The sequence below is a fragment of the Streptomyces sp. GL_148 genome (genome assembly GCF_057834205.1).
In genome coordinates this window covers 2017220-2030600 of record NZ_CM174396.1, presented here as the reverse complement: position 1 = coordinate 2030600, position 13381 = coordinate 2017220, and the positions used below count along the sequence as shown (strand labels likewise).

General features: G+C 70.2%; 10 protein-coding genes. All 10 read left to right on the top strand.

The features are described 5' to 3' along the window. Positions 1–122: 122 nt before the first annotated feature. The 10 genes from AC3IYI_RS09300 to tpiA all read left to right on the top strand — a co-directional run bounded on the left by AC3IYI_RS09300 (position 123) and on the right by tpiA (position 13249). Positions 123–764, top strand: a complete 642-nt coding sequence (locus AC3IYI_RS09300) for a papain-like cysteine protease family protein (RefSeq protein ID WP_489409721.1) — start codon at positions 123–125, stop codon at positions 762–764. A 4-nt stretch (positions 765–768) separates the two neighbouring features. Next, on the top strand, positions 769–1587 hold the full coding sequence (locus AC3IYI_RS09295; RefSeq protein WP_489409720.1) for a hypothetical protein: 819 nt from the start codon (positions 769–771) through the stop codon (positions 1585–1587). A gap of 94 nt (positions 1588–1681) precedes the next feature. Continuing rightward, on the top strand, positions 1682–3715 hold the full coding sequence (gene uvrC, locus AC3IYI_RS09290) for an excinuclease ABC subunit UvrC (protein WP_489409719.1): 2034 nt from the start codon (positions 1682–1684) through the stop codon (positions 3713–3715). Further along, positions 3712–4707, top strand: a complete 996-nt coding sequence (gene rapZ, locus AC3IYI_RS09285; RefSeq protein ID WP_489409718.1) for an RNase adapter RapZ — start codon at positions 3712–3714, stop codon at positions 4705–4707. The genes uvrC and rapZ overlap by 4 nt, the downstream gene beginning before the upstream one ends. Then, on the top strand, positions 4704–5774 hold the full coding sequence (locus AC3IYI_RS09280) for a gluconeogenesis factor YvcK family protein (RefSeq protein ID WP_489409717.1): 1071 nt from the start codon (positions 4704–4706) through the stop codon (positions 5772–5774). Before rapZ ends, AC3IYI_RS09280 begins: the two co-directional genes overlap by 4 nt. Then, positions 5765–6766, top strand: a complete 1002-nt coding sequence (gene whiA / locus AC3IYI_RS09275; RefSeq protein ID WP_112449750.1) for a DNA-binding protein WhiA — start codon at positions 5765–5767, stop codon at positions 6764–6766. The genes AC3IYI_RS09280 and whiA overlap by 10 nt, the downstream gene beginning before the upstream one ends. 165 nt (positions 6767–6931) lie before the next feature. Then, positions 6932–9889 (top strand): M14 family metallopeptidase, encoded by a 2958-nt coding sequence (locus tag AC3IYI_RS09270; protein WP_489409716.1) that lies wholly within the window; start codon positions 6932–6934, stop codon positions 9887–9889. A gap of 208 nt (positions 9890–10097) precedes the next feature. Next, complete coding sequence (gap, locus tag AC3IYI_RS09265; RefSeq protein WP_243338363.1) at positions 10098–11102, top strand: type I glyceraldehyde-3-phosphate dehydrogenase; 1005 nt, start codon at positions 10098–10100, stop codon at positions 11100–11102. 140 nt (positions 11103–11242) lie between these two features. Beyond that, the gene (locus AC3IYI_RS09260) at positions 11243–12454 is read left to right on the top strand and encodes a phosphoglycerate kinase (RefSeq protein WP_489409715.1); all 1212 of its coding nucleotides are present in this window, start codon (positions 11243–11245) and stop codon (positions 12452–12454) included. Between the two features lie 6 nt (positions 12455–12460). Next, positions 12461–13249, top strand: coding sequence for a triose-phosphate isomerase (gene tpiA / locus AC3IYI_RS09255; RefSeq protein ID WP_489409714.1), 789 nt, complete (start codon positions 12461–12463; stop codon positions 13247–13249). Positions 13250–13381: the final 132 nt, after the last annotated feature.

Here is a 13381-nt window from a genome sequence, read left to right as displayed (position 1 = left end):
TTCACACCGCGATGTCACGCCGTATTGAAGCGTGTTGACCTGTTCCCGACAACACCCTGATGCTCCTCCACAGCGTCCGGACGCGCTCCTCCACCCCCACTCCCCCCATTGGGAGGAACGCGATGCGCCACAGAAGCCGGCGGCTCACCCTCGCCGCCGTCATCACCGCCCTGCTCCTCGCCCTGCCCACCGCTGCCGCCACCGCCGCCGATGCCGCCGCCGGTACGGGCACCACGACCGCCGCCTCCGCCATGGCCGCCGCACCCGCCGAGAGCGCGGCCCTGGCGTCCAAGCGGCTGAACATCACCATGCAGGCCCAGCAGAAGACCAACTGGTGCTGGGCCGCCGGCGGCAACACCATCGCCACCTGGTTCGGCCGCAGCTACACCCAGAACCAGTTCTGCAACGCGGCCTTCAACCGCCAGCAGGGCTACGACTGCCCCAACAACCAGGCCACCCTCGGCAATGTGCAGACCGCCCTGCGCTGGGCCGGCATCAACTCCGGCTCCTACGTGAACGGCTGGCTCCAGTACTCCACCGTGCAGACCGAGATCAACGCCAACCGCCCGGTCGAGACCCGCATCCAGTGGTCCAACGGCGGTGGCCACATGCACGTGATCTACGGCTACGACACCGCGAACAGCTGGGTGTACTGGGGAGACCCGTGGCCCTCCAGCGACCGCTACAACTGGGCCTCCCACGCCTGGTACGTGGACAACAGCACCTTCTCCTGGACCCACTCGCTCTACCGGATCGGGGCGTGACCTCATGGCTCCCCGCCTCATGAATGGCCGCCTCGCCGCCGCGGCCGTCGCCGCGACCGCCGTACTGGCCCTGGCCCCCACCCAGGCATCCGCTGCCCCCGTTCCCCAGCCCCAGAACGCCACCGCCGAAAACCTGGCCGCCGCGGGACGAAGGGCGGCGGCCCCCGACACCCTCGCCACCCTGTCCCGCTTCTTCGCCCGCGAGGGCAAGGTCTCCCTCGCCGCCGCGCAGCCCCGCATCGAGGGCGAGACGGTTCCCGTGCACCACCTCTCGCCGGAGTTCGTCGCCGGGAAGGCGGGCGCGAGCGTGGCCCGCCTGGAGTTCCTCGCCAGCAAGGCCGTCTCCTCGGACGGACAGCAGGCCGCCCTGTGGACCGCGCGGACCGAAGCGGGCTGGCAGGTGGTGAACATCGCCACCGGCGACGACGAGTTCCGCTACGCACGGCTCGGCGCGGCGAAACTCCCCGGCGGGACCGTGTTCCGCGAACCGCAGATCGACGCCTGGTACGTGGCCGGCGGCGAGCGGGTGCTGCCCCTGGACGAGGACGCGACGACGGCCGTGGGCGCGCAGGGCACGAGCCTGGCCGCCTACCGGACGCGGGTCGTGAAGGCCTACGGGGACAAGCTGCCGGGCTCCGCCTACGGCAAGTCCGGGAAGGCCGGTGGCTTCGCCCCCACGGAAACCACGGCCACGGCCACGGCCACGACCGGGTCCGCCTCCGCCGGACTCCCGATGGCCGCCGGAGCCGTGGCTCTGGCGCTGGGCGCGGCCGGCGCGGTGGCCGCCCGGCGCGCCCGCCGCCGGCGGGTGGTGCGGGCGTAGCCACCCGAGGGCCCGGCCGCCCGGCCGCCTGCCGGGCGGCCGGGCCCTGCGGCGCTGAGCCCGCTTGTCGGCGGGCGACAGTAGGGTGGTTGGCATGGCCGACCCTTCCAGCTACCGCCCCGAGCCGGGACAGATCCCGGACTCCCCGGGGGTCTACAAGTTCCGCGACGAGCACCGCCGGGTGATCTACGTCGGGAAGGCCAAGAGCCTGCGCCAACGGCTGGCCAGCTACTTCCAGGACCTCGCCGGGCTGCACCCCCGTACCGCCACCATGGTGACCACGGCCGCCTCCGTCGAGTGGACCGTGGTCTCCACCGAGGTCGAGGCGCTCCAGCTCGAATACTCCTGGATCAAGGAGTTCGACCCCCGGTTCAACGTCAAGTACCGGGACGACAAGAGCTACCCCTCCCTCGCCGTCACCATGAACGAGGAGTATCCGCGGGTCCAGGTCATGCGCGGACCCAAGAAGAAGGGCGTGCGCTACTTCGGCCCGTACGGGCACGCCTGGGCCATCCGCGAGACCGTCGACCTGATGCTCCGGGTCTTCCCCGTCCGCACCTGCTCCGCCGGGGTGTTCAAGCGGTCCGCCCAGATCGGCCGCCCCTGCCTGCTCGGCTACATCGGCAAGTGCTCGGCGCCCTGCGTCGGCCGGGTCACCCCCGAGGAGCACCGCGAACTCGCCGAGGACTTCTGCGACTTCATGGCCGGCCGCACCGGCACCTACCTCACCCGCCTCGAACAGCAGATGCACGAGGCCGCGGAGGAGATGGAGTACGAGAAGGCCGCCCGGCTGCGCGACGACATAGGGGCCCTGCGCCGCGCGATGGAGAAGAACGCCGTCGTGCTCGCCGACGCCACCGACGCCGACCTCTTCGCGGTCGCCGAGGACGAGCTCGAAGCGGCCGTGCAGATCTTCCACGTCCGCGGCGGCCGGGTCCGGGGCCAGCGCGGCTGGGTCACCGACAAGGTCGAGGCCGTCGACACCGCCGGGCTGGTCGAGCACGCGCTCCAGCAGCTGTACGGCGAGGAGAAGGGCGAGGCCGTCCCCAAGGAGGTGCTGGTCCCGGCCCTCCCCGAGGACACCCCGGCCCTGAGCCAGTGGCTCGCCGAGCGGCGCGGGTCGCAGGTGAGCCTGCGCATCCCGCAGCGCGGGGACAAGAAGGCGCTGATGGAGACCGTCCACCGCAACGCCCAGCAGTCCCTCGCCCTGCACAAGACCAAGCGCGCCGCCGACCTCACCACCCGCTCGCGGGCCCTGGAGGAGATCGCCGAGGCGCTGGAGCTGGACGGCGCGCCGCTGCGCATCGAGTGCTTCGACATCTCCCACCTGCAGGGCGACGACGTCGTGGCCTCGATGGTCGTCTTCGAGGACGGGCTGGCGCGCAAGGGCGAGTACCGGCGCTTCCAGATCAAGTCCTTCGAGGGGCAGGACGACGTCCGCTCCATGCACGAGGTCGTCTCCCGGCGCTTCCGCCGCTACCTCCAGGAGAAGCTGAAGACGGGGGAGTGGTCGCCCGAGTCCGCCGGGGCCGCCGCGGGCGGGGAAGTCGAACAGGACGCGCCCGAGGACGACGGACGCCCCAGGCGCTTCGCCTACCCGCCGCAGCTCGTCGTGGTCGACGGCGGGCAGCCCCAGGTGGCCGCCGCCAAGCGGGCCCTGGAGGAGCTGGGGATCGACGACGTCGCCGTGTGCGGCCTCGCCAAGCGCCTGGAGGAGGTCTGGCTGCCCGGGGAGGACGACCCGGTGGTGCTGCCCCGCAGCAGCGAGGGCCTGTACCTGCTCCAGCGGGTCCGTGACGAAGCCCACCGGTTCGCCATCCAGTACCAGCGCAACAAGCGCGGCAAACGCCTGAAGGCCGGCCCCCTCGACGAGGTCCCCGGGCTCGGCGAGAGCCGCAGGCTGGCCCTGATCAAGCACTTCGGTTCGGTGAAAAAGCTGAGACAGGCGACAATCGACCAGATCTGCGAGGTCCCGGGCATAGGCCGCAAGACGGCCGAGACCGTGGCCGTGGCCCTCGCACAGGCGGTTCCCGCCGGTCCCGCCGTCAATACGGCGACCGGGGAGATCATTGAGGATGAGACCCCCGCGTCCGCGGGAGCAGCATCCGATCGGGGGACCGAGCAATGACCGAGCGCGAAACCCGGCACGACCGAGGATCCGAGCAGGATCCCGGAAGTGGCATCGCATCCGAGTACGACCGAGACGGAGCACAGGTGAGTACGGGCACGACAGTGGAGCCCGGAGATACCGCCGAGGCGGCCATCCCCGAGCTGGTGATCATCTCCGGTATGTCCGGGGCCGGGCGCAGTACGGCGGCCAAGTGCCTCGAGGACCTCGGCTGGTTCGTCGTCGACAACCTCCCGCCCGCGCTGATCACCACCATGGTGGAACTCGGCGCCCGCTCGCAGGGCAACGTGGCGCGCATCGCCGTCGTCGTCGACGTCCGCGGCCGCCAGTTCTTCGACGCGCTGCGCGAATCCCTCGCCGACCTGGAGACCCGCGGGGTCACCCGGCGGATCGTCTTCCTGGAGTCCTCGGACGACGCCCTCGTCCGCCGCTTCGAGTCGGTCCGCCGCCCGCACCCGCTCCAGGGCGACGGCCGCATCGTCGACGGCATCGCCGCCGAGCGCGACCTGCTGCGCGAGCTGCGCGGCGACGCCGACCTGGTCATCGACACCTCCAGCCTGAACGTGCACGAGCTGCGCGCCAAGATGGACGCCCAGTTCGCCGGCGACGAGGAGCCCGAGCTGCGGGCCACCGTCATGTCCTTCGGCTACAAGTACGGGCTCCCCGTCGACGCCGACCTCGTCGTCGACTGCCGCTTCATCCCCAACCCGCACTGGGTCCCGGAGCTGCGCCCCTTCACCGGCCTGAACGAGGAGGTGTCGGGCTACGTCTTCAGCCAGCCCGGCGCCAAGGAGTTCCTCGACCGCTACACCGAGCTGCTCCAGCTCATCGCCACCGGCTACCGCCGCGAGGGCAAGCGGTACGTGACCATCGCGGTCGGCTGTACCGGCGGAAAGCACCGCAGCGTCGCCATGTCGGAGAAGCTCGCCGCCCGCCTCGCCTCCGAAGGAGTCGAGACCGTCGTCGTCCACAGGGACATGGGGCGCGAGTGACCGGACGTACCATGCGGCTCCGCCGCCTGCGCCGGCTCACCACCGGCAAGGGCGAGGACGGCGCGGGCCGCACGGGCCTGCGCCGGGGCGAGGCCCCCGAGGTGGTCTCGCCCAAGGTCGTGGCGCTCGGCGGCGGCATGGGCCTCTCGGCCTCGCTGACCGCCCTGCGCCGGATCACCGGCGAGCTGACCGCCGTCGTCACCGTCGCCGACGACGGCGGCTCCAGCGGCAGGCTGCGCGAGGAGCTCGGCGTCCTGCCGCCCGGCGACCTGCGCAAGGCGCTGGCCGCGCTGTGCGGTGACGACGACTGGGGCCAGACCTGGTCGCGGGTCATCCAGCACCGCTTCCAGTCCCAGGGCGACCTGCACGAGCACGCGGTCGGCAATCTGCTGATCGTCGCCCTGTGGGAACAGCTCGGCGACCCGGTCCAGGCCCTGGACCTCGTCGGCAAGTTGCTCGGCGCCCAGGGCCGGGTGCTGCCGATGTCGGCGGTCCCGCTGGAGCTCCAGGCCCTCGTCAAGGGCCACGATCCGGCCCGCCCCGAGGACGTGGACACCGTACGGGGCCAGGCCACCGTGGCGCTGACCCCCGGCGAGGTGCTCTCCGTGCAGGTGGTGCCGAGCGACCCGCCGGCGGTGCCGGAAGCGGTCGCCGCGGTGCTCGACGCGGACTGGGTCGTGCTCGGTCCGGGGTCCTGGTTCTCGTCCGTGATTCCGCACCTGCTGGTGCCCGAACTGCTCGATGCGCTGGTCGAGACGAAGGCGCGAAAGGTGCTCTCGCTGAACCTCGCACCACAACCCGGCGAAACAGAGGGCTTCTCTCCGCAGCGTCATTTGGAGGTTTTGGCCCGACACGCCCCTAAACTCGCCCTGGACGTGGTGCTGGCCGATCAGGCTGCCGTGCCCGATCGCGAGTCCCTCGCCGATGCCGCAAAACGGTTCGGCGCCGCGGTCGAGCTGGCGCCGGTTGCCAGGCAGGACGGCTCTCCGAAGCATGATCCGGAGCTGCTCGCCGCCGCGTACGACCGTATTTTTCGGATGCATGGAAGGATCGGCCCATGGCGATGACGCCCGCGGTGAAGGATGAGATCGCCCGCCTGCCTGTCACCCGCACCTGCTGCAGGAAGGCGGAGGTCTCGGCGATCCTTCGGTTCGCGGGCGGGTTGCACCTGGTGAGCGGCCGGATCGTCATCGAGGCGGAACTGGACGCGGGGATCGCGGCCCGCCGCCTGCGCAAGGACATCCTGGAGATCTTCGGACACTCCTCGGATCTGGTGATCATGGCCCCGGGCGGTCTGCGCCGGGGCAACCGGTACGTGGTCCGGGTGGTCGCCGGCGGCGACCAGCTCGCCCGTCAGACCGGCCTCGTGGACGGCCGCGGCCGTCCGATCCGGGGTCTGCCCCCGCAGGTGGTCTCCGGGGCCACCTGTGACGCCGAGGCGGCCTGGCGCGGGGCCTTCCTGGCCCACGGCTCGCTGACCGAGCCGGGACGCTCCTCGTCCCTGGAGGTCACCTGCCCCGGTCCGGAGGCCGCCCTGGCCCTGGTCGGCGCCGCCCGCCGGCTCTCCATCGCCGCGAAGGCCCGTGAGGTCCGCGGCGTGGACCGGGTCGTCGTACGGGACGGGGACGCCATCGGCGCCCTGTTGACCCGGCTCGGCGCCCACGACTCGGTGCTGGCCTGGGAGGAGCGGCGGATGCGGCGCGAGGTTCGCGCCACCGCGAACCGCCTCGCCAACTTCGACGACGCCAACCTGCGCCGCTCGGCGCGGGCCGCGGTGGCCGCCGGAGCCCGGGTCCAGCGGGCCCTGGAGATCCTCGCCGAGGAGGTCCCCGAGCACCTCGCCGCGGCCGGCCGGCTGCGCATGGAGCACAAGCAGGCCTCCCTGGAGGAGCTGGGCGCGCTCGCCGACCCGCCGCTGACCAAGGACGCGGTCGCGGGCCGGATCCGCCGCCTGCTGGCGATGGCCGACAAGCGGGCCCAGGACCTCGGGATCCCGGGCACCGAGTCGAACCTCGACCTCAGCGACAGCGAGGAGCTGGCCGACAACATGGCCGGCTGAGGTTTTGGCCGGCTGAGGATTACGGGAAAGAGGCCCGCACGAGTGATCGTGCGGGCCTCTTTCGGTAGGCCCCATTGACATGAGCATGGGCTGATCGTGAGCCTGTCGTCCGAAGCTTTCGTGGCAGACGGGAGCTTTCGTGGCAGACGACGCCCAGGGGGGCACATGAGGCACCGCGCGAGATCGATCCTCGCCGCAAGCGCATTCGTCTTTGGCACCACACTCGCCGCACTACCCGCAGCGGCCCAGGCCCATCCCGGTCCGGCGGACACGTCCGCCGCCGACGAGGTACGGGTCTACGAGGCCGACATCACCAAGGAGCAGGTCCCGCTGGTCCTGGCGGCCGGCCAGGACGCGCACGAGCTCTCCGAACGCGCCCCGGAGACCGGGACCGCCAAGGTCGAGCTCTTCCTCACCGGCGATCAGGCCAAGGAACTCGCGGCGCAGGGGATCAAGCTCGCCGAGCGCAAGGTCGCGGCCAAGGCCGCGGCGCGCACTCTGGCGGCCGGCGACGGGGTGTTCCGCCCGTACAGCGGCAAGGGCGGGCTCCAGGAGGAGATCCTGCGCACGGCCCAGGAGAACCCCGGCCTCACCAAGGTCGTCTCCATCGGCAAGACCGTGCAGGGCAAGGACATCCTCGCCCTGAAGGTCACCAAGAACGCCAAGAAGTCCAGGGACGGCGCCAAGCCCTCCACGCTGTTGATGTCGAACCAGCACGCCCGTGAGTGGATCACCCCCGAGATGACCCGGCGGCTGATGCACCACACCCTCGACAACTACGGCAAGGACCCGCGGATCACCAAGCTGGTGGACTCCACCGAGCTGTGGTTCCTGCTCTCCGCCAACCCCGACGGCTACGACTACACCTTCGCCCCCGACGGGCAGCGGCTGTGGCGCAAGAACCTGCGCGACAACAACGCCGACGGCAAGATCACCACGGGCGACGGCGTCGACCTCAACCGCAACTTCACCTACAAGTGGGGCTACGACAACGAGGGCTCCTCGCCCAACCCATCGAGCGAGACCTACCGCGGTGCCACGGCCTCCTCGGAGCCCGAGACCGTCGCCCTCGACACGTTCCAGAAGCGCATCGGCTTCGAATACGGCATCAACTACCACTCCGCGGCCGAACTGATCCTGTACGGCGTGGGCTGGCAGGTGGCCACCCCCACCCCCGACGACGTCGCCTACAAGGCGCTCGCCGGCACCCCGGAGAACCCCGCGGTCCCCGGCTACTACCCGCAGGTCTCCTCCGAGCTCTACACCACCAACGGCGAGGCCGACGGCCATGCCGCCAACGCCAACGGCATGATGATGTTCACGCCGGAGATGACCACCTGCCAGACGGCCTCCGCGATCGACCCGGACGACCAGTGGAAGCCCGAGGACTGCGCCTCCGGCTTCAACTTCCCGGACGACGAGAAGCTCATCCAGGCCGAGTTCGCCAAGAACATCAACTTCGCGCTCTCCGTGGCCGAGAGCGCCGCGCGTCCGGACCAGCCGAAGTCCTCCCTGGGCCTGACCGCCGCGGACTTCACCCTCGACCCCTTCACCACCTCCTACGCGGCCCGCGGCGAGGACCAGAAGGTCGCCGTCACGGCCCGCAAGGCGCTGAAGGACAAGGAGCTCAACTACCGGATCAACGGGGGCCGCACCCACGACGAGGACCTCGAAGCCTGGAAGGGCGGTGAGGTCTACGGCGGCAAGGACAACCACTGGTTCGACGAGTACCGGGCCGAGGTCGAGGGCACCAAGCCCGGCGACAAGGTCGAGGTCTGGTTCACCGGCCGCGACGGCGGCAAGCAGGTCTCCAGCGAGCACTTCACCTACACGGTGGCCCAGCGGCCCCGCGCCGACGTGCTGGTGATCGCCGAGGAGGGCGCCCCGGCGCAGCACGCGCAGACCTACGTCGACGCCCTGCGCGCCAACGGCAAGAGCGCGGCGGTCTGGGACGTGGCCGTCCAGGGCGCCCCGCACCACCTCGGAGCCCTCTCCCACTTCCGTACGGCCGTCCACTACACCGGGGCCAAGTCCCCGGGCGGCGACACCCAGCTGGCAGTGCGCGACTTCCTCAACGAGGGCGGCAAGCTGATCGAGGCCGGCGAGCTGGCGGGCGGCAACGCCCAGGTCGGCCGCGCCGTGACCAACGACTTCAGCCAGTACTACCTCGGCGCCTACGGCCGCGCCGGGGTCACCGGCCCCACCGGCTTCACCGGAGCCGGCTCCCTGACCGGGGCCAACGGCGCCCTCGGCGACGCCACGGGCAACCCGCTCGACCGCCCGGGCTCCTACACGGTCACCTCCGACACCCTGCCCGCGGCGCAGTTCCCGCAGTTCAAGAGCGCGCAGTCGGGCCAGTACGCCGGAGTCGTGAACCCGTACGCCCCCTACGCCGGCGCCTCGATGGCCTCGGCCACGCACGCGGACGACGACTGGAAGCGCCTCACCCGCACCATCGACCTCACCGGGGTCACCGCGGCCGACCAGCCGAAGCTCAAGATGGCGCTGAACTGGAACACCGAGGAGGGCTACGACCACGCGGTCCTGGAGTCCCGTACCGCGGGCGGCGACGACTGGACCACGCTGCCCGAGGCAAGCGGCCTGACCACCACCACCGTTCCGGAGGAGTGCGGGGCCGGGTTCTTCATCAACGGCCACCCGTTCCTGCGCCGCTACCTCACCCTCGACGCCGGCGGCTGCACCCCGCAGGGCACCAGCGGCATGTGGAACTCCTTCACCGCCTCCTCCGGCGGCTGGAAGCAGGTCTCCTTCGACCTGAGCGCCTACGCGGGCAAGACCGTCGAGGTCTCCCTCGCCTACATCACCGACCCGGGCTCGGGCGGCCGCGGAGTCTTCGCGGACGAGGCCCGCGTATCGATCGGCGGCGCCGACCAGGCGATCGAGGGCTTCGAGTCCTCGTTCGGCGTCTGGACCGCCCAGGGCGCACCTGCCGGAAGCCCCGATGTTCCGGGCGATTGGTCCCGGTCGGGCGAGCTGTTCAAGTCCTACGCCTCCGTCACTACGCGTGACACCGTGCTCCTGGGCTTCGGTCTGGAACACGTGCCGGCCGCGGCCGACCGCGCCGTACTCGTCGGTAAGGCACTCCGCTCGCTGAACCACTGATCAGAGGCCCCGACCGGGCTCACCGTGAGTGACCGGGCACAAAGTCCCCGAGGTCCCGTACTCGTCTTGGAGCGCGGGGCTTCGGGGCGTGTCACAGGATGGCCGATGTCACTCCGAAGCTCACGGAGAGGTAGTGTCGTAAGCGGTCGGGGACATCCCATACAGCTCGCTGGCGGACAGGCCGGCGCACCAACGAGGAGATCGGTTCGTGACGATCCGCGTAGGCATCAATGGTTTTGGCCGAATTGGCCGCAACTACTTTCGGGCGCTCCTGGAGCAGGGAGCGGACATCGAGATCGTCGGTGTCAACGACCTGACTGACAACGCAACCCTGGTTCACCTCCTCAAGTACGACACGATCCTGGGCCGTCTCAAGGCCGAGGTCAGCCACACCGACGACACCATCACCGTCGGCGGCAACACCTTCAAGACCTTTGCCGAGCGCGACCCCGCGAACCTCCCCTGGGGTGAGCTGGGCGCCGACATCGTCATCGAGTCGACCGGCATCTTCACGAAGAAGGCCGACGCCGCCAAGCACATCGCGGCCGGCGCGAAGAAGGTCCTCATCTCGGCTCCGGCCAAGGACGAGGACATCACGATCGTGATGGGCGTCAACCAGGAGAAGTACGACGCGGCCAACCACCACGTCATCTCCAACGCCTCCTGCACCACCAACTGCGTGGCGCCGATGGCCAAGGTCCTCCTGGAGAACTTCGGCATCGTCAAGGGCATGATGACGACGGTCCACGCGTACACGAACGACCAGCGGATCCTGGACTTCCCGCACTCGGACCTGCGCCGTGCGCGCGCCGCCGCCGAGAACATCATCCCGACCACCACGGGTGCCGCCAAGGCCACCGCGCTGGTCATCCCGGAGCTGGCGGGCAAGCTCGACGGCATCGCGATGCGCGTCCCGGTCCCCACCGGTTCCGTGACCGACCTCGTCATCGAGCTCGAGCGCGAAGTCACCAAGGACGAGGTCAACTCGGCCTTCCAGAAGGCCTCTCAGGGCCAGCTCAAGGGCATCCTGGACTACACCGAGGACGCGATCGTCTCTTCCGACATCGTGAACTGGCCGTACTCCTGCACCTTCGACTCCTCCCTGACGATGGTCCAGGGCAAGAGCGTCAAGGTCATCGGCTGGTACGACAACGAGTGGGGCTACTCCAACCGCCTCGTCGACCTGACCGTGTTCGTCGGCGGTCAGCTCTAAGCACCAAGGCAGGCACCACGATGTGAGCACCGGGGCTCGGGCAGCGCGATGAAGCGCTGTACGGGCCCTGTTGCTTGCCTCGTACCCCTCTCGTCCCGCACGGGTAAAGTCCTGGGCTGGGAAAAGGAGTAGAAAACAGCATGAAGACGATCGACGAACTTCTCGCCGAGGGCGTGTCCGGCAAGCGTGTCTTCGTACGCGCCGACCTGAACGTGCCGCTCTCGAACGGTGAGATCACCGACGACGGCCGCATCCGCGCCGTGCAGCCCACCATCGCGAAGCTCGCCGAGGCCGGCGCCCGCGTGGTCGTGGCCTCGCACCTGGGCCGCCCCAAGGGCGCCCCGGACCCGGCCTTCTCGCTGGCGCCCGCCGCCGCCCGCCTCGGCGAGCTGCTGGCCGTGGACGTCGCGTTCGCCACCGACACCGTGGGCGCCTCCGCCAAGGAGACCGTCGCGGCCCTCGCCGACGGCCAGGTCGCCGTCATCGAGAACCTGCGCTTCAACGCCGGTGAGACCGCCAAGGACGACGCCGAGCGCGGCGCCTTCGCGGACCAGCTCGCCGAGCTGGCCGACGTCTACGTCGGCGACGGCTTCGGCGCTGTCCACCGCAAGCACGCCTCGGTCTTCGACCTCCCCGCGCGCCTCCCGCACGCGGCCGGCTACCTCATCGCCACCGAGGTCGGCGTCCTGAAGAAGCTGACCGCCGAGGTCAAGCGCCCGTACGTGGTCATCCTCGGCGGCGCCAAGGTCTCCGACAAGCTCGCCGTCATCGACGAGCTGCTCGGCAAGGCCGACCGCCTGCTCATCGGCGGCGGCATGGCCTACACCTTCCTCTACGCCAAGGGCTACGAGGTCGGCATCTCCCTGCTCCAGAAGGACCAGGTGGACGTCGTCAAGGAGTACATGGAGCGCGCCGAGAAGAACGGTGTCGAGCTGGTCCTCCCCGTCGACATCCTCGCCTCCAAGGACTTCCCGGACCTGAAGACCAAGGCCCCGGCGGACTTCATCACCGTCGACGCGGACAAGATCCCCGCCGACCAGGAGGGTCTGGACATCGGTCCCAGGACCCGCGAGCTGTACGCCTCGAAGATCGCCGACGCCGAGACCGTCTTCTGGAACGGCCCCGTGGGCGTCTTCGAGCACCCCGACTACGCCGGCGGCACCCGCGCCATCGCGCAGGCCCTCGTCGACAGCAACGCCTTCACCGTCGTCGGCGGTGGCGACTCGGCCGCCGCCGTGCGCACGCTCGGCTTCGACGAGAACGCTTTCGGCCACATTTCGACCGGTGGCGGCGCCTCCCTCGAGTACCTCGAGGGCAAGACGCTCCCCGGCCTCGCCGCACTGGAGGTCTGAACCCTGATGACTGAGAACACCGCCGGCCGTACCCCGCTGATGGCGGGCAACTGGAAGATGAACCTCAACCACCTCGAGGCCATCGCCCACGTCCAGAAGCTCGCCTTCGCCCTGGCCGACAAGGACTACGACTTCGTCGAGGTCGCGGTCCTGCCGCCCTTCGTCGACCTCCGTTCGGTCCAGACCCTGGTCGACGGCGACAAGCTGAAGATCAAGTACGGCGCCCAGGACATCTCGGCGCACGACTCCGGTGCCTACACCGGCGAGATCTCCGGCCCGATGCTCTCGAAGCTGAAGTGCACGTTCGTGGCCGTCGGCCACAGCGAGCGCCGCCAGTACCACGGCGAGAACGACGAGATCTGCAACGCCAAGGTCAAGGCCGCCTACAAGCACGGGATCACCCCGATCCTGTGCGTCGGCGAGGGCCTGGACATCCGCAAGGCCGGCCAGCAGGTCCAGTACACGCTGAACCAGCTCGACGGCGGCCTCAAGGACATCCCGGCCGAGCAGGTCGAGTCCATCGTGATCGCGTACGAGCCCGTCTGGGCGATCGGGACCGGCGAGGTCGCCACCCCCGAGGACGCGCAGGAGGTCTGCGGCGCGATCCGCGGCCGTCTCGCGGAGCTGTACTCGCAGGAGCTGGCCGACAAGGTCCGCATCCAGTACGGCGGCTCGGTCAAGTCCGGCAACATCGCCGCGATCATGGCCCAGCCCGACGTCGACGGCGCCCTGATCGGCGGCGCGGCGCTGGACGCGGACGAGTTCGTGAAGATCGTCCGGTTCCGCGACCAGTGACGTTCATCGTGAGTATGCCGTAGGGCGGATCCGTCGTACCCTTGCGGGGGCCAGCAGGCTGAACCAGCTGCTGGCCCCCGTGCTCGTAATCGGCAATGCGGGAAAGCCGGAAAGCCAGTAAGCCCAGAAAGT